Annotated in this window: 29 protein-coding genes and 1 pseudogene; 14 read left to right on the forward strand and 16 right to left on the reverse strand. The window is 71.7% G+C overall.

Going from position 1 to position 26569, the window contains the following annotated elements; translation table 11 throughout:
• Positions 1-42 precede the first annotated feature (42 nt).
• Positions 43-1023, forward strand: coding sequence for an alpha/beta fold hydrolase (locus tag ACYUD3_RS14180; protein WP_470968900.1), 981 nt, complete (start codon positions 43-45; stop codon positions 1021-1023).
• Positions 1024-1188: 165 nt separating this feature from the next.
• On the opposite strand, the gene ACYUD3_RS14185 is transcribed toward ACYUD3_RS14180, so the two are convergent.
• On the reverse strand, positions 1189-2085 hold the full coding sequence (locus tag ACYUD3_RS14185; protein ID WP_470968903.1) for an NYN domain-containing protein: 897 nt from the start codon (positions 2083-2085) through the stop codon (positions 1189-1191).
• A 196-nt stretch (positions 2086-2281) separates the two neighbouring features.
• Between ACYUD3_RS14185 and ACYUD3_RS14190 the strand changes: the two genes are divergently transcribed.
• From ACYUD3_RS14190 to ACYUD3_RS14200, 3 genes are all read left to right on the forward strand, one after another.
• A complete protein-coding gene (locus ACYUD3_RS14190) occupies positions 2282-2434 on the forward strand; it encodes a hypothetical protein (RefSeq protein WP_470968905.1) in 153 nt (50 codons plus the stop codon).
• 107 nt (positions 2435-2541) lie between these two features.
• Positions 2542-2805 (forward strand): hypothetical protein, encoded by a 264-nt coding sequence (locus ACYUD3_RS14195; protein ID WP_470968907.1) that lies wholly within the window; start codon positions 2542-2544, stop codon positions 2803-2805.
• Positions 2802-3188 (forward strand): PIN domain-containing protein, encoded by a 387-nt coding sequence (locus tag ACYUD3_RS14200; protein WP_470968910.1) that lies wholly within the window; start codon positions 2802-2804, stop codon positions 3186-3188. Before ACYUD3_RS14195 ends, ACYUD3_RS14200 begins: the two co-directional genes overlap by 4 nt.
• Before the next feature lie 74 nt (positions 3189-3262).
• On the opposite strand, the gene ACYUD3_RS14205 is transcribed toward ACYUD3_RS14200, so the two are convergent.
• Entirely contained in the window at positions 3263-4114 is an 852-nt protein-coding gene (locus ACYUD3_RS14205; protein ID WP_470968913.1) for a PHP domain-containing protein, read from the reverse strand.
• A gap of 240 nt (positions 4115-4354) precedes the next feature.
• Positions 4355-4996 (reverse strand): DUF6758 family protein, encoded by a 642-nt coding sequence (locus tag ACYUD3_RS14210; protein WP_470968915.1) that lies wholly within the window; start codon positions 4994-4996, stop codon positions 4355-4357.
• 176 nt (positions 4997-5172) lie between these two features.
• Here ACYUD3_RS14210 and ACYUD3_RS14215 point away from each other — a divergent pair, with 176 nt between their 5' ends.
• Positions 5173-6390: an MFS transporter gene (locus ACYUD3_RS14215; RefSeq protein WP_470968918.1), complete on the forward strand. Its 1218-nt coding sequence runs from the start codon at positions 5173-5175 to the stop codon at positions 6388-6390.
• A 59-nt stretch (positions 6391-6449) separates the two neighbouring features.
• On the opposite strand, the gene ACYUD3_RS14220 is transcribed toward ACYUD3_RS14215, so the two are convergent.
• Complete coding sequence (locus tag ACYUD3_RS14220) at positions 6450-7034, reverse strand: suppressor of fused domain protein (RefSeq protein ID WP_470968921.1); 585 nt, start codon at positions 7032-7034, stop codon at positions 6450-6452.
• Between the two features lie 437 nt (positions 7035-7471).
• Between ACYUD3_RS14220 and ACYUD3_RS14225 the strand changes: the two genes are divergently transcribed.
• Together ACYUD3_RS14225 and ACYUD3_RS14230 are read left to right on the forward strand one after the other, a co-directional pair.
• The gene (locus tag ACYUD3_RS14225; protein ID WP_470968924.1) at positions 7472-8593 is read left to right on the forward strand and encodes a magnesium and cobalt transport protein CorA; all 1122 of its coding nucleotides are present in this window, start codon (positions 7472-7474) and stop codon (positions 8591-8593) included.
• 22 nt (positions 8594-8615) lie between these two features.
• Positions 8616-9125 carry a hypothetical protein gene (locus tag ACYUD3_RS14230; RefSeq protein ID WP_470968927.1) on the forward strand — a complete coding sequence of 170 codons (510 nt, stop codon included), beginning with the start codon at positions 8616-8618 and terminating at the stop codon, positions 9123-9125.
• A gap of 61 nt (positions 9126-9186) precedes the next feature.
• Here ACYUD3_RS14230 and ACYUD3_RS14235 read toward each other — a convergent pair whose 3' ends face one another.
• Entirely contained in the window at positions 9187-9882 is a 696-nt protein-coding gene (locus ACYUD3_RS14235; RefSeq protein WP_470968930.1) for a hypothetical protein, read from the reverse strand.
• A 226-nt stretch (positions 9883-10108) separates the two neighbouring features.
• On the opposite strand from ACYUD3_RS14235, the gene ACYUD3_RS14240 reads away from it, so the two are divergent.
• Genes ACYUD3_RS14240 through ACYUD3_RS14250 form a run of 3 tightly spaced genes read left to right on the forward strand, consistent with a single transcriptional unit; the run spans position 10109 to position 13088 of the window.
• A complete protein-coding gene (locus ACYUD3_RS14240; RefSeq protein WP_470968933.1) occupies positions 10109-11383 on the forward strand; it encodes a magnesium transporter MgtE N-terminal domain-containing protein in 1275 nt (424 codons plus the stop codon).
• Positions 11373-11912: a DUF1003 domain-containing protein gene (locus ACYUD3_RS14245; protein ID WP_470968936.1), complete on the forward strand. Its 540-nt coding sequence runs from the start codon at positions 11373-11375 to the stop codon at positions 11910-11912. The genes ACYUD3_RS14240 and ACYUD3_RS14245 overlap by 11 nt, the downstream gene beginning before the upstream one ends.
• Before the next feature lie 42 nt (positions 11913-11954).
• Positions 11955-13088: an Mrp/NBP35 family ATP-binding protein gene (locus ACYUD3_RS14250; protein ID WP_470968939.1), complete on the forward strand. Its 1134-nt coding sequence runs from the start codon at positions 11955-11957 to the stop codon at positions 13086-13088.
• Between the two features lie 51 nt (positions 13089-13139).
• Here the strand turns inward: ACYUD3_RS14250 and ACYUD3_RS14255 are convergent, their stop codons facing one another.
• From ACYUD3_RS14255 to ACYUD3_RS14270, 4 genes are all read right to left on the reverse strand, one after another.
• Positions 13140-13796 carry a hypothetical protein gene (locus ACYUD3_RS14255; RefSeq protein WP_470968942.1) on the reverse strand — a complete coding sequence of 219 codons (657 nt, stop codon included), beginning with the start codon at positions 13794-13796 and terminating at the stop codon, positions 13140-13142.
• Between the two features lie 127 nt (positions 13797-13923).
• Positions 13924-14397 carry a sec-independent translocase gene (locus ACYUD3_RS14260; RefSeq protein WP_470968944.1) on the reverse strand — a complete coding sequence of 158 codons (474 nt, stop codon included), beginning with the start codon at positions 14395-14397 and terminating at the stop codon, positions 13924-13926.
• 212 nt (positions 14398-14609) lie between these two features.
• Positions 14610-16448, reverse strand: coding sequence for a S1C family serine protease (locus ACYUD3_RS14265; protein ID WP_470968947.1), 1839 nt, complete (start codon positions 16446-16448; stop codon positions 14610-14612).
• Positions 16449-17993: 1545 nt separating this feature from the next.
• On the reverse strand, positions 17994-18476 hold the full coding sequence (locus ACYUD3_RS14270) for a hypothetical protein (protein ID WP_470969839.1): 483 nt from the start codon (positions 18474-18476) through the stop codon (positions 17994-17996).
• A gap of 21 nt (positions 18477-18497) precedes the next feature.
• On the opposite strand from ACYUD3_RS14270, the gene ACYUD3_RS14275 reads away from it, so the two are divergent.
• Complete coding sequence (locus ACYUD3_RS14275; RefSeq protein ID WP_470969842.1) at positions 18498-19208, forward strand: hypothetical protein; 711 nt, start codon at positions 18498-18500, stop codon at positions 19206-19208.
• Here the strand turns inward: ACYUD3_RS14275 and ACYUD3_RS14280 are convergent.
• Both ACYUD3_RS14280 and sigE read right to left on the reverse strand, forming a co-directional pair.
• Positions 19116-19475, reverse strand: a pseudogene (locus ACYUD3_RS14280) (anti-sigma factor family protein); the annotation flags it as partial. The gene ACYUD3_RS14275 and the pseudogene ACYUD3_RS14280 sit on opposite strands and share 93 nt — an antisense overlap.
• The gene (sigE, locus tag ACYUD3_RS14285; RefSeq protein ID WP_470968950.1) at positions 19472-20176 is read right to left on the reverse strand and encodes an RNA polymerase sigma factor SigE; all 705 of its coding nucleotides are present in this window, start codon (positions 20174-20176) and stop codon (positions 19472-19474) included. The pseudogene ACYUD3_RS14280 and the gene sigE, both read right to left, overlap by 4 nt.
• 237 nt (positions 20177-20413) lie before the next feature.
• On the opposite strand from sigE, the gene ACYUD3_RS14290 reads away from it, so the two are divergent.
• Positions 20414-21112 (forward strand): O-methyltransferase, encoded by a 699-nt coding sequence (locus ACYUD3_RS14290; RefSeq protein ID WP_470969776.1) that lies wholly within the window; start codon positions 20414-20416, stop codon positions 21110-21112.
• Between the two features lie 120 nt (positions 21113-21232).
• Here the strand turns inward: ACYUD3_RS14290 and ACYUD3_RS14295 are convergent, their stop codons facing one another.
• Positions 21233-21400: a DUF3117 domain-containing protein gene (locus ACYUD3_RS14295; protein ID WP_018834979.1), complete on the reverse strand. Its 168-nt coding sequence runs from the start codon at positions 21398-21400 to the stop codon at positions 21233-21235.
• 356 nt (positions 21401-21756) lie between these two features.
• On the opposite strand from ACYUD3_RS14295, the gene chcB reads away from it, so the two are divergent.
• On the forward strand, positions 21757-22548 hold the full coding sequence (chcB, locus tag ACYUD3_RS14300) for a 2-cyclohexenylcarbonyl CoA isomerase (RefSeq protein WP_470968954.1): 792 nt from the start codon (positions 21757-21759) through the stop codon (positions 22546-22548).
• 52 nt (positions 22549-22600) lie between these two features.
• On the opposite strand, the gene ACYUD3_RS14305 is transcribed toward chcB, so the two are convergent.
• Positions 22601-23179, reverse strand: a complete 579-nt coding sequence (locus tag ACYUD3_RS14305; RefSeq protein ID WP_470968957.1) for a DNA-3-methyladenine glycosylase I — start codon at positions 23177-23179, stop codon at positions 22601-22603.
• Positions 23176-23583: a DivIVA domain-containing protein gene (locus ACYUD3_RS14310; RefSeq protein WP_470968960.1), complete on the reverse strand. Its 408-nt coding sequence runs from the start codon at positions 23581-23583 to the stop codon at positions 23176-23178. Before ACYUD3_RS14310 ends, ACYUD3_RS14305 begins: the two co-directional genes overlap by 4 nt.
• Positions 23584-23706: 123 nt before the next feature.
• On the opposite strand from ACYUD3_RS14310, the gene folP reads away from it, so the two are divergent.
• The gene (folP, locus tag ACYUD3_RS14315) at positions 23707-24567 is read left to right on the forward strand and encodes a dihydropteroate synthase (protein ID WP_470968963.1); all 861 of its coding nucleotides are present in this window, start codon (positions 23707-23709) and stop codon (positions 24565-24567) included.
• 66 nt (positions 24568-24633) lie between these two features.
• Here the strand turns inward: folP and ACYUD3_RS14320 are convergent, their stop codons facing one another.
• Together ACYUD3_RS14320 and dapE are read right to left on the reverse strand one after the other, a co-directional pair.
• A complete protein-coding gene (locus ACYUD3_RS14320) occupies positions 24634-25377 on the reverse strand; it encodes an LOG family protein (protein WP_470968966.1) in 744 nt (247 codons plus the stop codon).
• A gap of 94 nt (positions 25378-25471) precedes the next feature.
• Positions 25472-26551, reverse strand: a complete 1080-nt coding sequence (dapE, locus tag ACYUD3_RS14325) for a succinyl-diaminopimelate desuccinylase (RefSeq protein ID WP_470968969.1) — start codon at positions 26549-26551, stop codon at positions 25472-25474.
• Positions 26552-26569 lie beyond the last annotated feature (18 nt).

Consider the following 26569-nt stretch of genomic DNA (forward strand, 5'->3'; position numbering starts at 1 on the left):
CCGGGCCGGTCCGCTGTCAGTGCCCTGGTCTACGCTCGCATCGTGAGCTTCCCTCTGCCGCCCGCCGCCCGTGCGGTCACGCTGCGCACCGCGCGGGGTGACTTCGCGACCGTGGACATGCCCGCCGACCCGGCCGCCCCCGCGCGGGGCACCGTCCTGCTGCTCCCGGGGTTCACGGGCAGCAAGGAGGACTTCCACTTCCTGCACGGGCCGCTGGCCGCGCGCGGGTACCGGACGATCGCGGTCGACGGCCGGGGTCAGCATGAGTCGGACGGCCCCGCACAGGACGAATCGCCGTACGAGCAGGGCGAGTTGGCGAAGGATGTGCTGGCGCAGGCAGAGGTTGTCGCGGGGGCGTCGTACCCGTCGGCCGGGCCGTCGCCCATCGCGCCCGGGACGGCGTCCACCGCACCCGAGCCGTCCCCCGCCGCCCCCGGAGCATCACCCACCGCCCCCGAGTCAGCGCCCACCCCCGGACTGCCACTGCACCTCCTGGGACACTCCCTCGGCGGCCAGGTCGCGCGAGCTGCCGTCCTCCTCGACCCCTCCCCCTTCCGCTCGCTGACCCTGATGTCCTCGGGCCCGGCGGAGATCTCCCCGGATCAGAAGCAGCGTGTGCGGATGCTGCATGAGGCGCTGGCCGTGATGTCGATGCCGGAGATCTGGACGGTGATCGAGGGCATGGGGCCGCCGGAGGAAGTCGGGGGTCCCGCGCGCGGGTTCGGCTCCCCGGAGCAGATGCGAGGCCGCTGGCTGAGCCACAAGCCGGCCCAACTCCTCGCCACGGGCCGCCAGTTGTGCGCGGAGCCGGACCGGGTGGCCGAACTGGCCGCCGTGCCGCTGCCGTTGCACGTGCTGTCCGGCGCGGTCGACCACACGTGGCCGGTGCCGCTCCTGGACGACATGGCGGTGCGGCTGGGCGCGCGGCGGACGGTGATACCCGGGGCGGAGCACTCGCCGAACCAGGAGCGGCCGGCGCCGACGGCAAGGGCGCTGGCGGACTTCTGGGACGCGAACTCGTAAGAGGCGCTCACCCTCAAGAGGGCCCACCCCCCAAGAGGGCGCAGCACGCAAGAGAGGCCGCCTAAGGGCAACCCCAGGACTCCGGCCCCCGAACCCCCGCGGGGCCCCTCAGCCCCCGCCCTCTCAGCCTCGCCCTTCAGCCCCGCCCTCTCAGAGCCCCACCCCTCAGTACTGCGTCCGCACATGCTCCCAGAACCCGTCCCGCAGCGCCCGCCGCAGATCCGCCTGCCCCCGCAGCGAGTACTGGAGCACGTTCTCCGCCTCGACCAGCAGATCCTGGTCGACGGACCCGGGCAGGTACGGATGCCCGGGGAGGAGTTCCGCGAGGCTGTCGCGGCCCCGTTCCGCGAGCCACTTCGCGGCGATCTGGGCGCCGGCGAAACGGACGGCCTCGCGCGTGGGGCGGGCCCCGGAGCGCTCCTCGGGGGCGGCGACGGTGCGGCGGGAGACGTACGGCTTGAAGAACTCGAGGTCCAGGGTGCGCTGGCTGTCGACCTCCCAGAGGAGCGGTTCGGCCTGGTTGCGGCCTTCGGGGGCCTCGATGCCCCAGAGGTGGACGCGGGCGCCGTACCCTTGCGCGGCCTCGACCGCGGAGACCAGGTCCTCGTCGCCGCCCAGGAGGGCCGCGTCGCTGATCGCGCGGTGGCGGGCGAGGGATTCGAGGTCGGTGCGGATCAGGGAGTCGACGCCCTTCTGCTGGTTGTTGGCGTTGAGGTTGCCGAGGCGGACCTTCACGTCGGGGAGTTCGGCGATGGACTGCTGCTCGGAGGTGTGGATGCGGCGGCGGGCACCGTCGTACCAGTAGACGCGCAGCAGGCGGCTGTCGGCGAAGATCGAGCGGGCGCGGTCGATGAGGGCCTCGATGAGGCCTTCGGCGTCGAGGTCGAAGGCCCGGCGGTCCTCGGTCCCGGCGATCAGTCTGCCCGCGGCGGCGTAGAGGTAGCCGGCGTCGACGAAGATCGCGTGCGTCGAGGGCGTTTTCGCGACCTCGGCGAGCATGCGTCTGAGCAGGTCGTTCGTACGGTCGAGGCGGGCGGCGAGGGCCGCCAGGTCGTCGTTCATCCCCGCCATTGTCCCGGCGGTCACGCTGCGAACACAACCGATCCCGTTCAGTCTCCTGAAACGGCCTGTACCGGTCGGTAGTTAGCCGTTCGAAAAATTTCTTTAGCGTAGGGAATGTTCGTAACACGCGGGCCGTTGACTACCTACGTAACCGAGTAATTCTCCTCAGGAGGATGACCAGACGAAGGGAGAGGCCATGCGCTTCGAAATCCTGCGACTCGACGACATCGACGGCACGCCCGTCGACCGCACCGTCGTGGACGCCGCCTCCGTCAACCGGATCGTTCAGGACGCCGCGGCCATAGGGCAGCGGCTGTGGATCCGTCCGGCCGACAGCACGGCCTCATAAAGGCCGGCCACTTCTATGCTTCAGAACCCCCGTACGGCGCCGACGCCGCGCGGGGGTTCTGCGTCTCCCCTCCAGGGGAGGGCGTAAACACGACGTATACTCACCGCATGTCTGATGCCATGATCAGGGTGCCCGCCGAGGTGCGTGACCGCCTGGCGGTCATCGCGGAGTCCCGGGGTACGTCGATCCGTTCGCTGGTCCAGGAGTTCGCGGAATCGACCCTCACGGCCGAGGAGCGTCGCGAGCGGGCGGAGCGGACCCGCGCCTACCTGGCCGAGCACTTCGGAGTCGAGGTGACCGACGAGGAGAGCGAGGCGATGGGCCGCAAGATCCGTGAGGCGTTCGCGAACAGGCGGGACGCCGCCGCGTGATCCAGTACCACCTCGTCCTCGACACCCCCGCGCTGCTGGCCCTCGCAGGCAACCGCCAGGTCTCCGCGCTGATCCACCGGGCGGACTCCGAGCCCGAGACCAGGCTGTGGACTCCGGTCCTGTCCATCCTCGAAGCCGACGCCGAGCGCCCTGGCATCGCCGAGCACATCGGGCAGCTCGACGTCATCCACACCCTCGACCTGGACTACCCGGCCATGCTGGCCGTCGCCCAGCTGCGCCGGGACGGTGTTCCGCCAGGCGTGGCGGCCACCGTCCACGCCGTGCGCCATCTGCCCGACTGGGGCGCGGACGCGCTGGTCGCCACGGTCGCCCCAAAAGCGTACGAGGGACGGGGCGTCCCCGTCCTCGACCTCAACCGCTGACGACCGCCCCTTCAAAAGGGAGCACCCTCAAAGGGGAGCACCCTCGAAGCAAAGAGCACCCTCGAAGAACGCCCTCAGAGCTCGTGCGACACCGGCGCCGCCCCCGTAGCCCGTCGGACGAGTTCCCCGTAGACCTCCGGATCGGTCGTCCACTCCCCCAGCACGCACGTCTTGCGGCTGCCGTGGTAGTCGGACGAGCCGGTCACCAGCAGCCCCAGTTCGGCCGCGAGCGCGCGCAGGCGGGTCCGTGACTCGGGGTCGTGGTCCATGTGGTCCACCTCGATGCCGTCGAGGCCGGCGGCGGCGAGTTCGGAGATCGTGGACTCCGGGACCGTGCGCCCGCGCTTGGCGGCGGCCGGGTGGGCGAAGACGGTCACCCCGCCCGCCGCCTTGACCAGCCGGATCGCCTCGAAGGGGTCGGTCTCGTGCTTCGCGACGTACGCGCGCCCGCCGTCGGCCAGCCAGCCCTGCGTGAAGGCGTCGCCGACGGTCGGTACGACGCCCAGCTCGACCAGCGCGGTCGCCACGTGCGGGCGCCCCACCGAGCCGTCACCCGCGATCCGCGCGACCTGCTCCCAGGTCACCGCCACCCCGAGCTCCTGGAGCTTCGCGACCATCCCCTTGGCCCGCGGCACCCGGTCGTCGCGCACCAGCTCCCGCTCGGCGAGCAGCGCGGGCTCCCCGGCGTCGAAGAGGTAGGCCAGCATGTGCATGGACACGCCGTCGGTACGACAGGACAGCTCGGCCCCGGCGACCAGCGTCAGCCCCGGCGGCAGCGCGGCGATCGCCTCGGCGTGGCCGCGGGTGGTGTCGTGATCGGTGAGGGCGACGACGTCCAGGCCCGCGCCGGCGGCATTGCGGACCAGTTCGGCGGGGGTGTCCGTGCCGTCGGAGGCCGTGGAGTGGGAGTGCAGGTCGATGCGCACGGGGGCTCCAGGCGGCGGGGCGGGCCGGGGGGCCTCGGAGAGCGAGGGACCCCCGACGGACGAGAGGGCCCTCGCAGGATACGGGACAGCGAGGGTGTGATTGTCATACCCCAGCCCCTGAAGCGACCCCTACACCCGCAGCTGCGGCGCCCGCACCCCGGCGCCGTGACACCCCGGCCGCCCAGCACCCCCGTACACGCCGCAGCACCCCAGCCGCCCAGCACCCCCGCACACAACCCCCTACGGCGACAGCAACCTCGGCGACAACGCCCCGCACGGCACCATCTCCACCTCCGCCCCCGCGTCCCGCAGATCCGTCAGCACCAGCTCGTCGTACAGCAGCAGCCCCGACTGCTCGGGCCACACCACCGCCCACACCCACATCCCGAGCGCCTCCCCCGCGAACACCGCGCGGTCGTCCGGCGCCCCGGCGACATGCCACAGCGGGGTCGGCCGGCCGGCGGCGAGCACCTTGGCCTGCGGGGGTTTGCCGACGTCCATGCGCGGGCCGGGGTCGGGTCCTTCAATGCCGGCGTAGCGCGCCCCGAGCCCCACCCCCAGTTCCTCGGCGATCAGGATCAGCTCGCCCATCCCGCCGAGCGGGCCGGGGCCGGTGCAGGCGACGGCGGTCGCGCGGCCACCGGTGCGGTCGTCGCCCGCGCAGGCGACGCCCGTGAACAGCCAGCCGACCGGCAGCGGCCACGGCATCCACACGGGCACCTGGGTCCGGCGGACGACCACGCCGAGGCCCTCGACGCTGGGCGGGATCACGGGCTGGACCGGATGCACCGTCCCGTGGACGGCGCACTGCCAGGAATCGGAGAAGAGACCGGGCGCCCTGACCCGGCCACCGCACTTCGGGCAACTGGGTTCGCCCCTCATAGAGCCCCACGGTCCTACCCTCGACCGCCCGCGTCAAGCGACGATCACCCATCCGGGCGGGGTTGCTCCGCAGGTCACCGGCCCAAACTAGATGCACCTTGCATTAATTAGCCGCGCTAATTTAATATGTGTAAAACACAACCACCAGCCGAGGTACCCCCGGAGGACACCGGACCATGAAGGAACCCACCCCTACCAGCCTCCTCCGCCAGCCCAAAGCCGTCTGGGCCACGGCCGGCGCCTCGGTCGTCGCCTTCATGGGCATCGGCCTGGTCGACCCGATCCTCCCGTCCATCGCGAAGGGCCTCGACGCGACCGCCGGACAGGTCTCCCTCCTGTTCACCTCCTACTTTCTGATCACGGCGTTCGCGATGCTGCTCACCGGCTTCGTCTCCAGCCGGATCGGCGGCCGCAAGACGCTGCTGTTGGGCCTCGCCCTGGTCGTCGTCTTCGCGGCGCTGGCCGGCACGTCCGGCTCGGTCGGCGAGCTGGTCGGCTACCGCGCGGGCTGGGGCCTCGGCAACGCGCTGTTCGTCTCGACGGCGCTCGCGGTGATCGTGGGCGCGGCGGCGGGAGGCAGCGCGGCGGCGATCCTGCTGTACGAGTCCGCGCTGGGCCTCGGCATGGCGTGCGGGCCGCTGCTGGGCGCGCTGCTCGGCAACGCCAGCTGGCGCTACCCCTTCTTCGGCACGGCGTTCCTGATGGCCGTCGGCTTCCTGTGCGTCACGGCGTTCCTGAAGGAGCAGCCGAGGCCCGCGCGGAAGACCTCGGTGCTCGACCCGCTGAAGGCGCTCGGCCACGGCGGTCTCGCCTCGGCGGCGGTCTCGGCGTTCTTCTACAACTACACGTTCTTCACGGTCCTGGCCTTCACCCCGTTCGTCCTCGACATGACGCCCTACAAGTCGGGCGCGGTCTTCTTCGCCTGGGGCGTCCTGCTCGCCTTCTTCTCCGTGGTCGTCGCCCCGCGCCTCCAGGCCCGCCTCGGCTCGCTGAGGGTCCTCGGCGGCTCGCTGGTCCTGCTCGCGGCGGACGTCCTGGTCCTCGGCTACGGCGACCACACCACGGCGGTCGTCTGCACGGTCCTGTCCGGCGCGCTCATCGGCGTCAACAACACCGTGTACACAGAGCTGGCCCTCGGTGTCTCCGACGCGCCCCGGCCGGTGGCGAGCGCGGGCTACAACTTCGTCCGCTGGTTCGCGGCCGCGGCGGCGCCCTACTTCGCGCCGAAGATCGAGGAGTGGTCGGACGTCCACATGCCGTTCGTCGCGGCGGCGGTGACGGCGCTGCTGGGCGCCGTCGTGGTCGTCGTACGGCGGGACGCGCTCACGCACGAGGCGGCGGACCACCAAGTCGCGCACGCGACCGAGGACTCCGTCACGGTGTTCGCGAACTAGAGCTGAGCCAACTTCGGCTTCACAGGCCCCCGTTGGTGACGTTGCTCACGTCACCCCCCTCAGTCCAGCGGGACGGATCTCCGGGACGGATCCCGGAGGTCCGTCCCGTTCGCCAGCCACCGCTCCTGGAGCGCCTGCGCCCCGTGCACCCGTTTCCACGCCGCCTCGTTGGGCGTCATCGGCAGCAGCGGCAGGAAGCGCACCGGGTCCAGCGGGGGGTCCAGCGCCAGGTCCTCGACCAGGCCGCCGCTCTCGGCGACGAGGACGGAGGTGAAGGGGGCGCCGGGCCACAGCGGGTCGCCGACGTCCAGGGAGCCGCCGGGGGCGATGACGACGCCCTCCACCTGGGGGGACGCGGCGAGGACCGCCAGCGGGCGCAGCACTTTGTCGGTGTCGGCGGCGCCCCGCCGGACGGAGACGATCAGTTCGGCGCGGGGTCCCTCGACCGGATCGGCGACGAGAGCCGAGGGGTCCGTCATGGGGTGGGCGGAGAGACCGAGGGTCGCGTAGCGGACGACGTCGGCGTCGACGAAACGGAGGATCTCTATCCGGTCGGTGCCCAGGAAAGTGATCGCCGCGCGGGCGTCCGGCTCGCCCAGAGCCGTGCGCAGCCGGGCCTCGACCAGCGGAAGAACTTCAGACATGCCGGGAGCATAGAACTCGTCAGCACCGGGCAAAGGGGCGCCTTGACACTTCGGCCGGCTGATAGTCTGGCCGCGTCGTTACGGGCAGCGTGCAGAAGCCGCTTCTCCAGCCCGGACGCCGAAGGAACTCCCTTACGAGGGACCGGCCGGAGGAGGTGGGGCTGTCATGGATCGAAGTCACCCGTGCAGTACCACTCGCTCTTCCCGCCGCTGACGCAAGCGTACTTACGTCACCTTTTCACCTCTCGCGTCTTCCCGGCGGAAGAGCACCTCGCCTCCTCCTGCTCCGCCGAAGTCCCGTCTGAAGTCCTCCACCGCGACGGTGCGGTGCTCCCCGCTTTGTGGACGTACCAAACATCCCGCACGTCAGGACGTCCCCATTCCGGGCAGTTCCACCCGTCGCAGCGGCTCATGCCCCGATGCGAAGGAGCCCTGCCATGTCGATGATCCGCGACCTGCGCGCCGCCGTGGTCCGCCCGTCCCGCGACCACCGCAAGGACACCGCCCCGTACGACACCACGCGCGACCCCGGCACCCCGTCGGCGGTCGTCGACTGCGCGGTCTACCGCGGCGGGGCCCGCGTCCAGGCCGGCCGGCAGCTCACCCCGCAGGAGGCGATGCGCCAGGTGCGCCGGGACGGCGGCTTCGTCTGGATCGGTCTGCACGAGCCGACCGAGGCCGAATTCGCCGGTATCGCCAGCGAGTTCGGCCTTCACCCGCTGGCCGTCGAGGACGCCGTGCAGGCCCACCAGCGGCCCAAGCTGGAGCGCTACGACGACTCCCTGTTCACGGTGTTCAAGACGATCCACTACGTCGAGAACGCGCACGAGCGCCTGGACGCCAACAGTGAGGTCGTCGAGACCGGCGAGGTCATGTGCTTCACCGGCAAGGACTTCTTCATCACCGTCCGGCACGGCGGCCAGGGCTCCCTGCGCGCGCTGCGCCACCGCCTCCAGGACGACCCCGAGCTGCTGGCCAAGGGCCCTTCGGCGGTGCTGCACGCGATCGCCGACCATGTCGTCGACGGGTACGTCGCGGTCGCGGACGCCGTGCAGGACGACATCGACGAGGTCGAGACCGAGGTCTTCTCGCCCGGCCGCAACGGTTCCCCGCGCGGCACCGACCCGAGCCGGATCTACCAACTCAAGCGCGAGGTACTGGAGTTCAAGCGGGCGGTGTCGCCGCTGCTGCGGCCGATGCAGCTGCTGAGCGAGCGGCCGATGCGGCTGGTGGACCCCGACATCCAGAAGTACTTCCGGGACGTCGCCGACCATCTCGCGCGCGTGCAGGAGCAGGTCGTCGGCTTCGACGAGCTGCTGAACTCGATCCTCCAGGCCAACCTCGCGCAGGCGTCCGTCGCGCAGAACGAGGACATGCGGAAGATCACCTCGTGGGCGGCCATCATCGCCGTGCCGACCATGGTGTGCGGGCTGTACGGGATGAACTTCGACCACATGCCGGAGCTGCACTGGAGGTTCGGCTACCCGCTGGTCATGGGCGTGATGCTGGCCAGCTGCTTCGGCATCCACCGCACGCTCAAGCGCAACGGCTGGCTCTGAGCCCGGGATTAGGGTGACCGCCATGACGTCTCCTGCCGACCAGGCCCTCGTGGAAGAGGCCACCAAGAAGTCCGGCCTCATCTGGGTCCGCGGGGCGGACTCCCCCTCCGCGCGGGCCGTGTGGCACGTCTGGCACGAGGGCGCCGCCCACGTCGTCGGCGACGGCCCCGGCGAACAGCCCCTGACCGGCCTCACCGAGCACACGGAGGCCGAGGTGACGGTCCGCAGCAAGGACAAGGGGGTCCACTTGGTGACCTGGCGCGCGCACGTCGTCCGCCTGGAGCCGGGCACCGACGCGTACGACGCCGCCGTCGGCGAGCTGAAGGGCAAGCGGCTCAACGCGCCCGACGGGGAGGCGATGGCGCTGCGGTGGGCGCGGGAGTGCCGGGTGCTGCGGCTGGAGCCGACCGGGGAGGTGCTGCCGGTCCCCGAGGGCGACTTGGCGGCCCGGCCGGTACCGAGCCCGGCGACGACCCGGGGTCCGGTGCCGGAGGGGCTGCCCAAGCTGCTGCTGAGGAGAAAGAAACGCTAGCCGCCCAGAGCTCCAGCTCTTTTAAAGCGCTTTAAGGAACCCGGAAACCCCTTAAAGCGCTTTAAGACGCCGGCAGCTGCTTCCCGTAGTCCACCGTCTCCGAGTCCCCCGGCTCCGCGAGGGCGAAGTCCTGGCCCCAGGCGGAGAAGGTCAGCGTGCCCGCGCCGCCCGCGCGTTGCAGGCGCAGGGGGTAGGGGTCGCCGTGCAGTGCCACGTCGAGGGTGCCGCCGGCCCCCTCGTCCCCGCTGATCCGGATCGTGCGGGCGCCCGCCTGCTCGTGATGCCCGTTCTTCGCCAGTGACCCGTGCAGGGTCAGCAGCCCGTCCAGAAGGAGGTTCTTGTCCGTGAAGCCGCTGAACTTCTTGTACGACGGATCTCCGGCCGGCACCTTCACGTACTTGCCGTCGAGCTTGTCGGCCGCCCCGCTCGCCTCCCCGTCGTGCTTCCAGAACCCGGCGCCCGCCTTCAGGTACAGCTCCTCGCCGATCCGCAGCAGCTGGAACGTCGTCCCCTGCGAACTGACCGACCCGGTGCCGCCGCCGGCCTTGAGCTTCATGTCGAGCGTGTACGTGCGCCCGCTGGTGGAGACGGTCCCGGCGAGGCGGACGGCGTCCACGGCGGACGCGGCGGCCTTCGTCTTCTCCTGGATCTTCGCGGCGGACAGCTTGCCCACCCCGTTGGTGCCCGCGTCCGGATCGTCGCCGCAGCCCGCGAGGGGGAGGGCGAGCGCGCACACCACCCCCGCCAGCGCTGTCATACGAGTCCGGGCCGGGGGAAGAGCGCTCACCGAGGCTGCCTCTCTGCGGAGTGGAACGGGGCGGCGTACCGCAGCGTACCGGGGCCGGCGGGGCCCGGCGGACGCGCTGCCCGCGCCGCCCCCACCAGCGCGTATCCGATCGGGACGGGCTAGCCTGAAGCCCACCCGAGCCGACATTCCGGACCATCGAGCCGATATTCCGGACCCCTGTGAAGGAACCCCCGTGATGGCTGCCGGCTCACCCCGGATCTTCGTCTCCCACCTCTCCGGCGTCGCCGTCTTCGACCCCAACGGCGACCAGGTCGGCCGCGTCCGCGACCTCGTCGTCATGCTGCGCGCCGGCAACCGGCCGCCGCGGCTGCTCGGGCTGGTCGTCGAACTCTCCACCCGCAGGCGGATCTTCCTGCCCATGACCCGGGTGACCGGGGTGCAGTCCGGGCAGGTGCTGTCGACCGGGGTGCTGAACGTGCGCCGGTTCGAGCAGCGGCCCACCGAGCGGCTGGTGTTCGGGGAGCTGCTGGACCGGCGCGTGAAGCTCGGCGAGTCCGGGGAGGAGGTCACCATCCTGGACCTGGCCGTGCAGCAGCTGCCGGCCCGCCGGGAGTGGGAGGTCGACCGGGTCTTCGTCCGCAAGGGCGGCAAGGGTTTCCGGCGGCGCGGGGAGACGCTGACCGTGGAGTGGCCGGCGATCACCGGCGTCTCCCTGGAGGAGCAGGGCCAGGGCGCCGAGAACCTGCTCGCCACCTTCGAGCAGCTGCGCGCCGCCGACCTCGCCAACGTCCTGCACCACCTCTCCCCCAAGCGCCGCGCGGAGGTCGCCGCGGCCCTCGACGACGACCGGCTGGCCGACGTCCTCGAAGAGCTCCCCGAGGACGACCAGATCGAGATCCTCGGCAAGCTGAAGGAGGAGCGCGCGGCGGACGTCCTGGAGGCCATGGACCCCGACGACGCCGCCGACCTCCTCGCCGAGCTCCCCGAGGCCGACCAGGAACGCCTGCTGTCCCTGATGGAGCCCGACGACGCCGCCGACATGCGCCGCCTGCTGACGTACGAGGAGCACACGGCGGGCGGTCTGATGACGACCGAGCCGATCGTCCTGCGCCCGGACGCGACCGTCGGCGAGGCCCTGGCCCGCATCCGCAACCCCGACCTCTCCCCGGCGCTGGCCGCCCAGGTCTACGTCTGCCGCCCGCCGGACGAGACGCCGACCGGCAAGTACCTGGGCACGGTCCACTTCCAGCGCCTGCTGCGCGACCCCCCGTACACCCTGGTCGGCTCGATCATCGACGCCGACCTGCGGCCCCTGGACCCGGACGCGGCGCTGCCGGTCGTCGCCGGGTTCTTCGCGACGTACGACATGGTCGCGGCGCCCGTCGTCGACGAGTCGGGGGCGCTGCTGGGCGCGGTGACCGTGGACGACGTCCTGGACCACATGCTGCCGGAGGACTGGCGCGAGACGGAGTTCCACTTCGGGGAGGAGGCGGTCACCGATGGCGCCTGAGAGCACGACGAAGAGCCGGCCGCGGATCAGGCTGGACCAGCCGCGCCCGCACCGGCACCGGCTGCTGCCCGAGTGGGACCCGGAGGCGTTCGGGCGGCTCTCGGAGCGGATCGCGCGGTTTTTGGGGACCGGCAGGTTCATCGTCTGGATGACGGTCGTGATCGTCGTCTGGGTGCTGTGGAACATCTTCGCGCCGGCCCCACTGCGCTTCGACAACTACCCGTTCATCTTCCTGACGCTGGTGCTGTCCCTCCAGGCGTCCTACGCGGCCCCGCTGATCCTGCTCGCGCAGAACCGGCAGGACGACCGCGACCGGGTCAACCTGGAGCAGGACCGCAAGCAGAACGAGCGTTCCATCGCCGACACCGAGTATCTGACCCGGGAGATCGCCGCCCTGCGGATCGGCCTCGGCGAGGTCGCGACCCGGGACTGGATCCGCTCCGAGTTGCAGGACCTCGTCAAGGAGCTGGACGGGCAGGTGCTATTCCCGGCGGAACGGACACCTGTGCGTGACGTAGACGACCGCTGAGGGGCGTATAGGGGCCGTTGTACCGCGCCGTACCATCGTCTTATGGCTAGCGAAGACGCGGTGCGCGAGGCACTGGCGACGGTGAACGACCCCGAGATCAACCGGCCCATCACGGAACTCGGGATGGTCAAGTCGGTGGAGATCGGCGCGGACGGGGCGGTCGCGGTGACCGTCTACCTGACCGTCTCCGGCTGCCCGATGCGCGAGACGATCACGCGGCGCGTGACGGACGCGGTCTCCCGGGTCGAGGGCGTGAGCGGCGTCGAGGTCACCCTCGACGTCATGAGCGACGCGCAGCGCAAGGAGCTGGCGGCGGCGCTGCGCGGCGGCACGGCCGAGCGCGAGGTGCCGTTCGCCAAGCCCGGCTCCCTGACCCGCGTCTACGCGGTCGCCTCGGGCAAGGGCGGCGTCGGCAAGTCCTCGGTCACGGTCAACCTGGCCGCCGCGATGGCCGCCGACGGCCTGAAGGTGGGCGTCGTCGACGCCGACATCTACGGCCACAGCGTGCCGCGCATGCTGGGCGCGGACGGCCGTCCCACCCAGGTCGAGAACATGATCATGCCGCCGTCCGCGCACGGCGTGAAGGTCATCTCCATCGGCATGTTCACCCCCGGCAACGCCCCCGTCGTCTGGCGCGGCCCGATGCTGCACCGCGCGCTCCAGCAGTTCCTCGCCGACGTGTACTGGGGCGACCTGGACGTCCTGCTGCTCGACCTGCCGCCGGGCACCGGTGACATCGCGATCTCCGTCGCGCAGCTCGTCCCGAACGCCGAGATCCTCGTGGTGACGACGCCTCAGCAGGCGGCGGCGGAGGTGGCCGAGCGGGCCGGTTCGATCGCCGTGCAGACGCACCAGAAGATCGTCGGCGTCGTGGAGAACATGTCCGGGCTGCCCTGTCCGCACTGCGGGGAGATGGTGGACGTGTTCGGGACGGGCGGCGGCCAGTCGGTCGCCGACGGCCTGACGCAGACCACGGGGGCGACGGTGCCGGTGCTGGGGTCGATCCCGATCGACGTGCGGCTGCGGGAGGGCGGGGACGAGGGGCGGCCGGTGGTGCTGAGCGACCCCGAGAGCCCGGCGGGGGCGGCGCTGCGGGGGATCGCGGGGAAGCTGGGGGGACGGCAGCGGGGTCTTTCGGGACTGTCGCTGGGGATCACCCCGAAGAACAAGTTCTAGAGGTACCTGAGGGGCGCCGGGCCGGTCATGGCCTGCGGCGCCCCTTGGTCGTCACTCGTACTCGGTGACGTCCTTGACGACCGCGAAGCCGAGCCCGTACGCGCTCATCCCGCGCCCGTAGGCCCCGAGATGAACCCCCTGCTGCGTGGCCCCCGCGAGCACCCACCCGAACTCGGACTCGCGGTAGTGGAACGGTGTGGGCACGCCGTCGACCGGCAGGGTGAGCGTCGACCACTCCTCCCCGCCGAGATCGTCGGCGAGCACCCACGCGGTCTCCGTCTGCTGCTCCAGCCAGTCGTCGCGCAGGGTGTGGTCCATCTGGCCCGGCCAGGTGAAGGACAGCAGCCCCACGCCCGCGAGCCAGGCCGCGGAGGAGACCGAGGTCGCTTCGAGCGTCCCGGTCCCGTCGGCGCTCCTGCGGGACGGGTTCGCGGCGACGGTGACGACGACCGCGAACTTGCCCCGGTCCTCACCGGCCGTCTCGTGCCGGACGGACGGCTCGTCGCCGTGTCCGATGGAGCCGTGTTCGACGGCGTCGCCCGCCGTACCGACCTGCATCAGCCAGCGCCGCCCCGTGAACGCCTCGTCGAGGCCGTACCAGGGGAAGGGCGCCTCAAGAAAGCCGTGGGCCGTGCGCCGGGCGGAGGGGACCTGTTGTCCGTCCTCCGCGGCCGGCGCCTGCGCGACTGCCCGACTCGTCGTCTCCATGTACCGGGAGCCTCCTCGCTCTCGGCGAACCGCTCCGGCCCGCCCCCCTTCGGGCGCACGCGCGCGGTCCGCACAACGACTCGGCAGCATATCGAGACCGGTCAGGGCTGCCCGGTACGGGCGCGGCTCAGGTGGCGTCGTAGTCGAAGGGAGGGCGTTCTTCCTTGCCGGGTTCGGGCTTCTTGGTGAGGTCGAGCTTGTTCTCGGGGCTGATCCCGGGCTTGGTCAGGTCGGCCTTCTTGCTCATGTCGACCTTGGTGGTGCCGGCCTGCTCGGGTTCCGTGCTGTGCACGGCGTCCGCGACCTCGTTCATCTCCTGCCGCAGGTCGAAGCCGTTGCGGATCTCCTTGAGCCCCAGGTCGTCGTTCTCCAGCTGCTTGCGCAGGAACGTCTTGGGGTTCAGGTCCTCGAACTCGAAGTCCTTGAACTCCGGGCCCAGCTCGGAGCGGATGTCCTGCTTGGCGCTCTCGGAGAACTCACGGATCTTCCGGATCGTCCGCATGACGTCCTGGATGACCTTCGGGAGCTTGTCCGGACCGAAGACGAGCACGCCGAGGACGACGATCGTCAACAGCTCAAGCGGTCCTATGTCATTGAACACCTGACGCTCCTTGCGATGTCCGGCCGGCCGCCCTAGGTGGTGTGATCGGATCTCATCGTGGTCCGGGCCGGGTCCACGGTACCTGCCGTACCTGGCGCACCGGTACCGCCGGGGCCGCCCGGATCCACCGCCGGCGGCCCGCTTCCCTTAGGGGCACCGGGCCTGACGGCCCACCTGTGACCTTTCTGTCAATTGCCGTCCTTCCCCACTTCTCACCCTGCCGTGGCCGTCCCCAGCACCAGCCCGATCCCCCGCGCCCGCCCGTCGCGCACGACGGTCAGCTCCAGCCGGTCGCCCGGCCGGTGCGCCCTGACCTTGACGATCAGTTCGTCGCCGGAGTGCACGGGCTTGCCGTCGACCTCCGTGATCACGTCCCCGGCCCTGATCCCGGCCCGCTCCCCGGCGCCGCCGACGGCCACCGCGGGCCCCCCGTCGGACGCCTTGGCGCCGACCCGCGCGCCGTCCCCGGTGTACGCGAGGTCGAGGGTGACGCCGATGACGGGGTGCGTGGCGTGACCGGTGTTGATCAGCTCCTCCGCGACGCGTTTGCCTTGATTGACGGGGATCGCGAACCCGAGCCCCACCGATCCGCCCTGCCCGCCGCCGGAGTCGCTGTTCCCCGACCGGATCGCCGAGTTGATCCCGATGACCCGCCCCTGCCCGTCGAGCAGCGGCCCGCCCGAGTTCCCCGGATTGATCGGCGCGTCCGTCTGGAGCGCGTCCACGTACGACACGTCGCTCCCGTCGCCGCCCGCCGTGATCGGGCGCTCCCGCGCGCTGATGATGCCCGCGGTGACGGTTCCCGAGAGGTCGTAGGGCGCACCGATGGCCACGACCGGGTCGCCGACCGCGACTCCGTCGGAGTTGCCGAGGGGGAGGGGGGTCAGGTTCCGTACGCCGCTGACCTTGACGACGGCCAGGTCGTAGCCGCTGTCCCTGCCGACGATCTCCGCCTCGACCGTCTGCCCGCTGCTGAAGACGACACTTATGCGGCCGCCCTTGGACGCGGCTTCGACGACATGGTTGTTGGTGAGGATGTGCCCCCGGGTGTCAAGCACGAACCCGGTCCCTGTCCCGGCCTCTCCGCCTCCCCTGACATGCAGGGTGACGACGCTGGGGAGCGCGCGGGCGGCGATGCCGGCGGTGGTGTCGGGGGCGCGGGGGGTGGTCTGGGCGGGGGCCTGAGCGAGGGTGATCCCCCCGATGCCGCCACGCCGCTCGAGCTCCATCCCGATGACTCCGCCGGCGGCTCCGGCGAGGAGGGTGAGGGCTAGGGCGGCGGGGAGGAGGAGGTTTCGGCGGGGGTGGTGGGGGGTGGGGGTGTTGGGTTGCGGGGGGTGGGGGTGGGTGCCTGTACGGAAGGGGGTGGGGGACCAGGGGTCGTAGCGGGACCAGGGGTCGGGGGTGGGGGTGGGGTCGGGAAGGGGGCTGGAGGTGAGGTCGGGGGTTGGGGGTTCGGGGGTTCCGGGGGTGGAGGCGGGGGTTGGGGGTCCGGGGGGTTCGGAGGGGGTGTGCGGGGCGTGTGGGGGGTGGGGGGTGGTGGCGGGGTGTTGGACGGGGGGTGCGGGGGCCCAGGGGCCTGGGTGGCCGTAGGGCGGGGTGTCGTAGGGGGTGGGGGTGTGGAGGGGGGTGGGGGGAGCGTCGCTTGGTGTCTCGGATGTGGCTGCCGGGCCGGGCTTGCGGGTGGGCGGGGCTTCGCTCGACGTCCCGGCCGTGTTCGCCGGGCCGGGCCTGGAAGTCTTCGTCCAGGCGATGGTGTCGCGAGCTGCGGCTTCCGGGGGGTCGCTGAGGGCTCCGGCGGGGGTTGCGTGGGGGCTGGGGGGCTCTGCCGTGTGGGCTTCGGCGAGGGGGAGGGGGTCGGCGGGGGGTGGGGTTTCGCTGGTGGTCGGGGTTTCGGCGGGGGGCGGGGGCTCGCCGACGGTCGGGGGCTTGCTGGGGGTCGGGGTTTCGCCGGGGGCCAGGGGCTTGCCGGGGGCCGGGGTTTCACCGACGGTCGGGATCTCGCCGGTGACCGGGGTTCTGCCGGTGGCCGGAGGCTTGCCCGTGGGCACTGCATCCCGGCCGGTCCAGGAAGCTTCGTTCGCGTCAGCGTTCTCGCCTGCCGCTGCATCATCGGTGCCCGGCGCGGTACTTGGCCTTCCGGGTGCGTCTGCTGTCGCGGTCCCGGGGGTGCTTTCCTTACCGGTGGCCCCGTCTGCTGCGGCAGCCCCGGGGGGCGGCGCGTCGTCCGGCTTGCCTGCTCCGGCGGCTCCCCGTTCCTCCGGGCCCCGCAACTGGTAGTCCCCGTCCGCCGTCATCTCCCCCAGCGGCCCGGCAAGACCGAAGTCGCCGTCCCCCTCAGAGACCCGTCCGGAACGGCCCTGCTTCGGTGTCCCCTCGTCCATGTTCTCCCCACCAACCGGCCGAGGCCGACCACTCGGACATCGTCGTCTGCACACCCGGCCGACGCACCGGCACGGGCTCACGCTGGGGATTCAACCAGGTTGCGGGGGGCCCGCGCAGACGGTGCGTCAGCGAACACGCGGTCTTGCGGGGGGGCGGTGGGGAGTTCGGGGGGGGTGGGCTTTGGTGAGGTGTACGAGGGTTGCCTCGGCGGGCGGTGCGCTGGTGAGACGGGCGTCTCTGGGGCTGAGATCTCGGGTGCGGGGCTTGAGGGCTCGGGCACGGAGTCTCGGGGCGGACCTCAGGCGGCGGGGCCACGCCGACGGGGAGCGCCATGCCAGGCGGCCCTCTGCCCAGATCCCTTAGAGCAACGGCGCCGGCTAGGCATCCGGCTCCAGTCTTTCGGCCGACGTGTGCCAGGCGGGGAGAGCTGTGCCGACTGAGTCAGAGCCGACGAGGTCAGCCCAACTGGGCGTTCCCTTGCGGGAGTTCCGGCAGCACCGAGAGGCGCCTTTCCCGTCCCAGTCCCTCAGCGCAGCTCCGGTGTCACGGGCGAGGAAACCGCGTCCGCTGCTCCAAGCCGACAGGGACAGCCCAACTCGGTGTCCCCGCCCGGCAGTTCCAGCAGCACCGATACGGGGCACCTCCCCTGTCCCAGTCCCCCAGCGCAGCCCCGGCAGCGTCCGCAAGACGTCCCCTCGCAGCCCAGCTACGACGACGCCAGCCGAGGCCAGCTCCCCTCAACGCGACTCCAGTGAGCACCGCACGCGGCATCCGTCCCCCTGGCTCCTCAGCACGACTCCAGGTACCGCACGCGGCACCCGCCCCCATACTCCCCAGCCCAACAGCTCCCGCGCCATCAGGCGAACCCCCTCCACAGCACAGCCCCGCCAGCCCCCGCCCCAACCGCTCACCCGGGTCCGGCAACGCCAGGCAAGACCCCTGAGCCATTCCGGGCCCAGCGCACCTAGCGAACCCCCTCCCGCAGCCCAGCCAACCTCCCCCGCTCCTACCACTCACCGGGGTCCGGCAATGCCAAGCAAGCCCCCTGAGGCACCCCGGGCCCAACCCCTCAGCCCAACCCCAGCACATACAGCAAACCCCCTCCCCCGTCCCTGTCACTCGCCCAGGTCCGGCAACGTCAAGCGAGGCCCCGGAGGCATCCCCGCCCCAGCCCCCTCAGCCCAACCCCAGCGTCAAGCACCCCCCACCCCTCAGCGCAGCTCCGGCGGTGTAGGTGACGACATCGTGTGCGGCAGCGGTGCGTTGGAGAGGAGGCCCGGGGACATGGACCAGGCCGACAGGGAGAGCGGGGGCTCCAGGGACAGGGGGCGTATCAGAGGGGCCATCGCCGCCGCTCCCGCCACCACGGGAGTGGTCAGCGCGCGTAGCGTCTGTTCATGGCCCCCGGCGGGCGGCGCAGGGATACCCGGCAGCAGAGGCGCACCGGACTCCGTCGGCGCGACCGGCGCCTGGATGTTCCCCCCGCCCTGACTCAGCAACGGCCCCACCGAACGACGGCGCAGACTGTCGGGCACGGTCGCCGAACCGGACCCCGGCACACGGGACGGAGTCACATTGCTGCCCGCCCCTCCCCGCGCCTCGGCGGTCAGATCGGTCGGCGCGGAACCGGTGACCCCGCCGAGGGCGATCGCCGCGAGCGAGACCGCGCCGGCCGCGACGAACGCGAACCTCATCCCCCGCGAACGCTCACCGTCATGCCGCCCGACGTGATGCACCCGGAACCCACGCTCACCGGCACCCACCGAAGAAGCGCCAACTCCCTTGGCCCCGGCCAGAAACCCAACGGCCCCCGGCCCGAGCCGCCCGGCAAGCCCAGCCCCGGAAACCCCGCCCGGCACAAGCCCGACGGCACCCACCGCCGCGACACCGGAGCCATCGCCGGCCCGCAGACCCGCACCCGGCACACTCCCGGAACCATCGCCAACAGCCAGGCCCCTTGCCGGCCCGGCCGCAGAGCCATCGCCCGCACGCAAGCCCGCACCCGGCACAACCCCAGAGCCGTCGCCAACAGCCAGGCCCCCTACCGACCCCACCTCAGAACCGTCGCCGACAGCCAGCCCCCCTGCCGACCCGGCCTCAAAGCCATCGCCAGCCCGCAGACCCGCCACGGCACCAGAAATCCCACCGTCCGTCAGCCCCGCCCCGGAAACCCCGCCTCCCGTACGACCACCGGCGAGTCCAGCCCCCTCACCGCCAACGGCCCCCTCCTCCCGGAACCCGAACGGCTCATGCCGGCCGCCGAGGACCGGACCGCCGAAGACCCCGGAGTTCCCGGGCCCGCCGAGCACCCCCCGGGACCCCCCGAAGCCGCCGCCGAAGACGCCGGATCCTCTGGAGCCGCCGCCCAGGAGGCCCGCGCCGGGGCCGCCGCGGCCGCCGGGGCCGAATCTGCCGTCGAGGGGTGACTCCCCCTCCCCGGGCAGGCCCTGGAGCCGGGCGAGGAAGCTCGCGGAAGGCGGCGGAGGGGCGGCCTCCGCGAAGACGTTCTTCAGGCGGCGCTGCGCGTCCACCTCGGCCTTGCACTTGGGGCAGGTCGCGACATGCGCGAGGACACGCTCACGCGCGTCATGGCCCAGCTCTCCGTCCACCAGGGCGGAGAGCCGGTCGCCTAGATGCTGCTCCGCGAGATGCCCCGCGGGCGGTTCGGGCCTGGAGCCACCGAGTCCACTCACGCGGTCGCGCCCCCTCCCCCCAGCGCGGGGACCCGCGCCACGAAGGAGCGCCGCCGCTCGGCCTCACGGGCCTGCGGAGAGCGGTGCGCGAGGGCCTTGCGCAGCTGGGAGCGGCCCCGGTGGATCCGGGAGCGGACGGTGCCGAGCTTGACGCCGAGGGTCGCGGCGATCTCCTCGTAGGAGAGGCCTTCGATGTCGCACAGGACGACCGCCGCGCGGAACTCGGGGGCGAGGGTGTCGAGGGCCTGCTGGACGTCGGCGTCGAAGTGGGCGTCGTTGAAGAGCTGCTGCGGGTTCGGCTCCTTGCTGGGGAGCCGCTCGGCCGCGTCCTCCCCGAGCGCGTCGAACCGGATGCGCTGCTTGCGGCGGACCATGTCGAGGAACAGGTTCGTCGTGATGCGGTGCAGCCAGCCCTCGAAGGTGCCCGGCGTGTAGGTCGACAGGGAGCGGAAGACGCGGACGAAGACCTCCTGCGTCAGGTCCTCCGCGTCGTGCTGGTTGCCCGTGAGCCGGTAGGCGAGGCGGTAGACGCGTCCGCTGTGCAGGCTGACGATCTCCTCCCACGTGGGCGGAGTCCACGCCTGCCCGTCCGCGTCGGTGGAGAAGGTCGCGGTCTGGGCGCGGACGCCGGCGTGGCTTCGGTCAGCGGTGTCGTTCACGGATTTCGGCCTGCCCGCCGATCCGAGAAAGCGCCGTAGCACTCCTCCCCGATCCACAGGCGCAGCCGCACCTCCCCTGTCGGCTCTGGTGGTGTCCAGTGGAGCCCCTACCATAGCCACCTCGCCCGTTAGCTCCGGATAAGCGGTTTTACCTGAATTTGATCTGGGCTGATACGGCTCATACTGCTGCGTCCGGCCCGGATCGCCGCCCCGCCCGCCTTCGTGATCCAACTGTGTCCCCCCATCACCGTTCCCACCCCTTCAAACGCGCGGTCCCATCTGCGGGTTCCCGCCCGCAGCGGATACAGTCACGCCGAGGCACGTCATGGGGATGAGGAGAGGGTCATTACCGGCAACCGGCAGGCAAGCTGGGCGTTCGCCGACGCCTACGCCGCCGAGGACGACGCACTGCGCTGGGCCCGCGACCGGGCCCGTGAGGCAGGCCTGCGCTCGGTGTCGCCCAGCACGGGCGCCGCGCTGCGGTTGCTCGCCGCCACCGTCGACGCGAAGGCGGTCGCCGAGATCGGTACCGGCACCGGCGTCTCCGGTCTGCACCTGCTGCACGGGATGCGCCCCGACGGCGTCCTGACCACCGTCGACTCCGAGCCGGAGCACCAGCAGTTCGCCCGCCAGGCCTTCCGCGCCTGCGGTTTCGCCAGCAACCGGGCCCGCTTCATCCCGGGCCGCGCCCTCGACGTGCTGCCCCGCCTCGCGGACTCCGGGTACGACGTCGTCTTCTGCGACGGCGACCGGCTGGAACTGCTCGACTACCTAGCTGAATCGTTGCGCCTGTTGCGCCAGGGGGGCCTCGTCGTCTTCGAGGGCGTCTTCGCCAACGGCCGCACCGTCGACTCCGGACCCCAGCCCACCGAGGTCGTCCGCGTCCGCGAACTCCTGCGCACGGTCCACGAGAGCACCGATCTGGTGCCCTCGCTGCTGCCGGTCGGCGACGGGCTGCTGTGCGCGGTCAAGCGCTGACGTCCCCGCGCGCACCGATCACCGGACAAACAGCCGCCCCGGCACCGTATCGATGCCGGGGCGACCGCAAGGGATGTACGCCTGCGCGTCAGCGGATGAGGCGCTCCACAACGAACCGCTCTAGCTGACGACCTTCTTGAGGGCGTCGCCAAGGGCGTCGGCCTCGTCAGGGGTCAGCTCGACGACGAGCCGACCGCCGCCTTCGAGCGGAACGCGCATGACGATGCCCCGCCCCTCCTTGGTCACCTCGAGCGGGCCATCGCCCGTTCGCGGCTTCATGGCCGCCATGCTCGTTCCCCTTCCTGAAACCAGCTCACGTCAAAGCCGACGGCCCTGGAGGGCATGCGCGATCCTGCGAGGGACTCACGACACCGGCATCGAACACATTGCTTCCAAGCCATTATCCCGCATCTCAGGACCCGATGACCAACATCGGACGGCATCGCTTGGGCAACGCGCGCGAGCAAAACCGCTCAATTCGGCGGTGTGGCTGCGATACTGCGCCGCCGCCCGGAGTTAGGCCATCCGAAGACGCGAGGGCATTCTTTGACGCAGGTCACATGTCCCGCCGGCACCGCGGACGGCGAACTCCGCCATGCTGGCTGTCGAATGTGACCGCGCTGCTACGGAGGGGACATAACGCGATGAGCGACACCGTGCGCTACGAGGTGACCGACGGCCTCGCGACCGTCACGCTGAACCGGCCCGAGGCGATGAACGCGCTGAGCCTCGAGGCGAAGGCCGCGCTGCGGGACGCCGTCGAGGCGGCGGCCGGGGACGACGCCGTACGGGCCGTGCTGCTGACGGCGGCCGGGGAGCGGGCGTTCTGTGTGGGGCAGGACCTCAAGGAGCACATCGGGCTGCTCGCGGCCGGCTCGGAGTCGGTCATGTCGACGGTGCGGGAGCACTACAACCCGATCGTGCGGGCGCTGACGTCGGCGGCCAAGCCGGTCGTCGCGGCGGTGAACGGGGTCGCGGCGGGCGCCGGGTTCGGGTTCGCGCTGGCCGCCGACTACCGGATCGTCGCCCACACCGCCTCTTTCAACACGTCGTTCGCGGGCGTCGCGCTGACCGCCGACTCCGGGATCTCCTGGACGCTCCCGCGCGTGGTGGGCCCCTCCCGCGCGACGGACCTGCTGCTGTTCCCGCGCAGCATCAGCGCGCAGGACGCCTACGAGCTGGGCATCGCCAACCGGGTCGTCCCGGCCGCCGAGCTGCGCGCGGAGGCCGAGAAGACGGCCCGCGCGCTGGCCGAGGGGCCGACCCTGGCGTACGCGGCGCTCAAGGAGTCCGTCGCCTACGGGCTGACGCACTCCCTGGCGCAGACCCTGGAGAAGGAGGACGAGCTCCAGACCCGCGCGGGCGACTCCGAGGACCACCGCGCGGCCGTGCGCGCCTTCGTCGACAAGGAGCGGCCCAAGTTCGTCGGGCGCTGACCCTGAGCCGGCCGCCCAGCCGAAGCCGGCCCCTGGCTGAAGCCTGCGCCCCCTAGACCTGCTCCCGCGCCGCGCACGCCGCCAGGTGGTCGTTGACCAGGCCGCACGCCTGCATGAGGGCGTACGCGGTGGTCGGGCCCACGAACTTCAGGCCCCGCTTCTTCAGCTCCTTGGACAGGGCCTTGGACTCGTCCGTGACGGCGGGGACGTCGGCCAGGGTCCTGGGGGCCTTGCGGGGCTTCTTCGGGGCGTGGGACCAGATCAGCTCGTCCAGGGCGCCGGGGGCCCAGTCGGCGAGCACGCGCGCGTTGGCCATCGTCGCGTCGACCTTCGCGCGGTTGCGGATGATCCCGGGGTCGGCGAGGAGGCGTTCGCGGTCGGTGTCGGTGAAGGCGGCCACCTTGGCGATCCGGAAGCCGCTGAAGGCGGTGCGGAAGGTGGGGCGGCGGCGCAGGATCGTGATCCAGGAGAGGCCGGACTGGAAGGCCTCCAGGCTGAGGCGTTCGAAGAGGGCGTCGTCCCCGTGGACCGGGCGGCCCCACTCCTCGTCGTGGTAGCTCACGTAGTCCGGGGTGGACAGCGCCCAGGGGCAGCGGGCGAGCCCGTCGAGGCCGGTGACGGCGCCGCTCATCGCTCCCCCTCCAGCGGCTCACGCGACAGGGGCTCACGCGACAGGAGCTCACGCGGCTGCGGCTCACGCGACTGCGACTGCGGCTGCTCCGGCGTCGTACGCGGGACGGACGCCAGGGCCGACTCCAGGTCCTCGATGCGGGCGTCGCGTTCGGAGAGTTCGGCGGCGAGTCTGCCCAGGGCGTCGTCGACGTCGGACATGCGGTAGCCGCGGGCGGCGAGCGGGAAGCGCAGGGAGTCGACGTCCGCGCGGGTCACCGGGCGGTCCCAGGGCAGCGGGTCGTGCAGCCGCTGGGGGGACTCCTCGGGGAGCGGTCCGCTGCCGTCACCCCCGCCGACCACCGCGAGCGTCACCGCGGCGACCACCACGGCGAGCGCGATGACCAGGAACAAGAACATAACCATCGTGGGCCCCAACGCTCTGTGACTCGAAGCGGATGTGTCGCATGTCCGATCGTGCCATGCGGCACTGACAGTTAGGGTCCCGGACGAGGGATGTCCAGGCGGTACTAGGGGAGGTCACAGAGGATGCTCAGGCTGGGCGGACGGGTCTTCGGCGCGCGGGAACCGGTGGTCATGGCGATCGTGAACCGGACACCGGACTCCTTCTACGACCAAGGGGCGACGTTCGCCGACGAACCCGCGCTCGCGCGCGTGGCGCAGGCCGTCGCCGACGGGGCCGCGATCGTCGACATCGGCGGTGTGAAGGCGGGACCCGGTGAGGAGGTCACCCCGGAGGAGGAGGCCCGGCGCACCGTAGGGTTCGTCGCCGAGGTCCGCCGCCGCTTCCCCGATCTGATCATCAGCGTGGACACCTGGCGCGCGGAGGTCGGCGAGGCCGTCTGCGAGGCCGGCGCGGACCTCCTGAACGACGCCTGGGGCGGCGCGGACCCCGGGCTCGCGGAGGTCGCCGCCCGCCACAAGGTCGGCCTGGTCTGCACCCACGCGGGCGGCGCGGAGCCCCGTACGCGTCCGCATCGGGCCGTGTACGACGATGTCATGGCCGACATCCTGCGGGTGACCGTGGGGCTCGCCGAGCGGGCCGCCGGGCTGGGGGTGCCGCGGGAGTCGATCCTCATCGACCCGGGGCACGACTTCGGGAAGAACACCCGGCACAGCCTGGAGGCGACGCGGCGGCTCGGGGAGATGGTGGACACCGGGTGGCCGGTGCTGGTGTCGCTGTCCAACAAGGACTTCGTGGGCGAGACCCTGGACCGGCCCGTCAAGGAGCGGCTGGTCGGGACGCTCGCCACCACCGCCGTGTCCGCGTGGCTCGGGGCGCAGGTGTTCCGGGTGCACGAGACGTCCGAGACGCGTCAGGTCGTCGACATGGTGGCGTCCATCGCGGGCCACCGCGCACCGGCGGTGGCCCGTCGAGGACTGGCTTAAAGCGCTTTAACTTACCTAAAGCGCTTTAAACACCCAGGACTTAAAGCGCTTTAAAGCCCCGCTCCCTCAGCGCCCCGTCTCCTTCGACACCAGCGCCACCGCCTCCTCCACGTCGTCCGTCACATGGAAGAGCAGCAGATCCTTCTCCGACGCCTTCCCCTGGGCGACGAGTGTGTTCTTGAGCCAGTCGACCAGACCGCCCCAGTACTCGGTGCCGAAGAGGACGATCGGGAAGCGTGTCACCTTCTGGGTCTGGACGAGGGTGAGCGCCTCGAAGAGTTCGTCGAGGGTGCCGAGCCCACCGGGCAGGACGACGAACCCTTGCGCGTACTTCACGAACATCATCTTCCGGACGAAGAAGTACCGGAAGTTCAGGCCGATGTCGACGTACGGGTTCAGCCCTTGCTCGAAGGGCAGCTCGATGCCCAGGCCGACGGAGATGCCGCCCGCCTCGCAGGCGCCCTTGTTGGCGGCCTCCATGGCGCCGGGCCCGCCGCCCGTGATGACCGCCCAGCCCGCCTCGACCAGCGCGCGGCCGAGGTGGACGCCGGCCGCGTACTCCGGGGAGTCGGGCTTGGTCCGGGCCGAGCCGAAGACGCTGATGGCGGGCGGGAGTTCGGCGAGCGTGCCGAAGCCCTCGATGAACTCGGACTGGATGCGCAGGACCCGCCAGGGGTCGGTGTGGACCCAGTCCGAGGGGCCGCCCGCGTCCAGCAGGCGCTGGTCGGTGGTGCTGTCCGTGACTTGGGAGCGCCTTCTGAGGACCGGTCCCAGGCGCCGCTCTTCCGGCCGGGTCTCCTCTGTGGTCATGCGTACTCCCTCCGCTTGCAGGGTGTTTCCACGTTCAGCGTAGATCCACGGGGGTTACGGAAAGGGGACATCTGCGTGTCCCCGTACCGTCCGCTCAGTCCGTCAGCCAGGCCCGCAGCCGCTCCTCGCCGGCGAGGATGTGGGTGGTCTGCACACGTTCGTCGCGCTTGTGGGCCAGCAAGGGGTTGCCGGGGCCGTAGTTGACGGCCGGGACGCCGAGCGCGGAGAAGCGGCTGACGTCGGTCCAGCCGAACTTGGGGCTCGGGGCGCCGCCAACTGCCTTGAGGAAGGCGGCTGCCGCGGGGTGTGAAAGACCGGGCAGGGCGCCGGGGCTGTGGTCGGTGACCGTGAACTCCTCGACCCCGCAGTCCGCGAAGACCTCCCGCACGTGCGCGATCGCCTCGTCGCCGCTGCGGTCGGGCGCGTAACGGAAGTTGACGGTCACGACGCACGCGTCCGGGATGACGTTGCCCGCCACTCCCCCGCTGATCCCGACCGCGTTGAGGCCCTCGCGGTACTCCAGGCCGTCGATGACCGGGCGGCGCGGCTCGTACGCCGCGAGGCGGGCCAGGATCGGGGCCGCGGCGTGGATCGCGTTGGCGCCCATCCAGCTGCGCGCGGAGTGGGCGCGCTCGCCCTTGGTGTGCAGCTGGACCCTGAGGGTGCCCTGGCAGCCGCCCTCGACCTGGCCGTCGGAGGGCTCCAGGAGGATCGCGAAGTCCCCGGCGAGCCAGTCGGGGTGCTCGCGGGCGACGTGGCCGAGTCCGTTGCGGTCGGCCTCGACCTCCTCGTTGTCGTAGAACACGAACGTCAGGTCGCGGTTGGGGTGCCGGACGGTCGCGGCGATGCGCAGCTGGACGGCGACGCCGGACTTCATGTCGCAGGTGCCGCAGCCCCACAGGACGCCGTCGGCGTCGAGGCGGGAGGGGACGTTGCCGGCGATGGGGACGGTGTCGATGTGTCCGGCGAGGATCACCCGCTCCGGCAGGCCGAGTTGCGTGCGCGCGACGACGTTGTTGCCGTACCGGTCGACCGTCAGGTGCGGCAGGGCCCGCAGCGCGGTCTCGATCGCGTCGGCGAGGGGCTGCTCGGAGCCGCTGACCGAGGGGAAGTCGACGAGGCGCGCGGTGAGCGCGGCGGCGTCCAGAGTGAGGTCAAGTGGGGTGTCGGCCATGCTCCCGACCCTAACCCG

The organism is Streptomyces sp. AMJ-169, from assembly GCF_055597585.1.

Excerpts from the sequence above, each read along its gene's own strand:
- ACYUD3_RS14210 (WP_470968915.1), bottom strand. The coding sequence starts at position 4,996 with ATGAGGGGCGAACCCAGTTGCCCGAAGTGCGGTGGCCGGGTCAGGGCG.
- ACYUD3_RS14240 (WP_470968933.1), top strand. The coding sequence starts at position 10,109 with ATGGCTGCCGGCTCACCCCGGATCTTCGTCTCCCACCTCTCCGGCGTC.
- ACYUD3_RS14215 (WP_470968918.1), top strand. The coding sequence starts at position 5,173 with ATGAAGGAACCCACCCCTACCAGCCTCCTCCGCCAGCCCAAAGCCGTC.
- ACYUD3_RS14220 (WP_470968921.1), bottom strand. The coding sequence starts at position 7,034 with ATGTCTGAAGTTCTTCCGCTGGTCGAGGCCCGGCTGCGCACGGCTCTG.
- ACYUD3_RS14275 (WP_470969842.1), top strand. The coding sequence starts at position 18,498 with ATGCCGCCCGACGTGATGCACCCGGAACCCACGCTCACCGGCACCCAC.
- chcB (WP_470968954.1), top strand. The coding sequence starts at position 21,757 with ATGAGCGACACCGTGCGCTACGAGGTGACCGACGGCCTCGCGACCGTC.
- ACYUD3_RS14185 (WP_470968903.1), bottom strand. The coding sequence starts at position 2,085 with ATGAACGACGACCTGGCGGCCCTCGCCGCCCGCCTCGACCGTACGAAC.
- ACYUD3_RS14230 (WP_470968927.1), top strand. The coding sequence starts at position 8,616 with ATGACGTCTCCTGCCGACCAGGCCCTCGTGGAAGAGGCCACCAAGAAG.
- ACYUD3_RS14225 (WP_470968924.1), top strand. The coding sequence starts at position 7,472 with ATGTCGATGATCCGCGACCTGCGCGCCGCCGTGGTCCGCCCGTCCCGC.
- ACYUD3_RS14295 (WP_018834979.1), bottom strand. The coding sequence starts at position 21,400 with ATGGCGGCCATGAAGCCGCGAACGGGCGATGGCCCGCTCGAGGTGACC.
- ACYUD3_RS14305 (WP_470968957.1), bottom strand. The coding sequence starts at position 23,179 with ATGAGCGGCGCCGTCACCGGCCTCGACGGGCTCGCCCGCTGCCCCTGG.
- ACYUD3_RS14250 (WP_470968939.1), top strand. The coding sequence starts at position 11,955 with ATGGCTAGCGAAGACGCGGTGCGCGAGGCACTGGCGACGGTGAACGAC.
- ACYUD3_RS14310 (WP_470968960.1), bottom strand. The coding sequence starts at position 23,583 with ATGGTTATGTTCTTGTTCCTGGTCATCGCGCTCGCCGTGGTGGTCGCC.
- ACYUD3_RS14320 (WP_470968966.1), bottom strand. The coding sequence starts at position 25,377 with ATGACCACAGAGGAGACCCGGCCGGAAGAGCGGCGCCTGGGACCGGTC.
- ACYUD3_RS14235 (WP_470968930.1), bottom strand. The coding sequence starts at position 9,882 with ATGACAGCGCTGGCGGGGGTGGTGTGCGCGCTCGCCCTCCCCCTCGCG.
- ACYUD3_RS14195 (WP_470968907.1), top strand. The coding sequence starts at position 2,542 with ATGTCTGATGCCATGATCAGGGTGCCCGCCGAGGTGCGTGACCGCCTG.
- ACYUD3_RS14255 (WP_470968942.1), bottom strand. The coding sequence starts at position 13,796 with ATGGAGACGACGAGTCGGGCAGTCGCGCAGGCGCCGGCCGCGGAGGAC.
- folP (WP_470968963.1), top strand. The coding sequence starts at position 23,707 with ATGCTCAGGCTGGGCGGACGGGTCTTCGGCGCGCGGGAACCGGTGGTC.
- ACYUD3_RS14270 (WP_470969839.1), bottom strand. The coding sequence starts at position 18,476 with ATGAGGTTCGCGTTCGTCGCGGCCGGCGCGGTCTCGCTCGCGGCGATC.
- ACYUD3_RS14245 (WP_470968936.1), top strand. The coding sequence starts at position 11,373 with ATGGCGCCTGAGAGCACGACGAAGAGCCGGCCGCGGATCAGGCTGGAC.
- ACYUD3_RS14190 (WP_470968905.1), top strand. The coding sequence starts at position 2,282 with ATGCGCTTCGAAATCCTGCGACTCGACGACATCGACGGCACGCCCGTC.
- dapE (WP_470968969.1), bottom strand. The coding sequence starts at position 26,551 with ATGGCCGACACCCCACTTGACCTCACTCTGGACGCCGCCGCGCTCACC.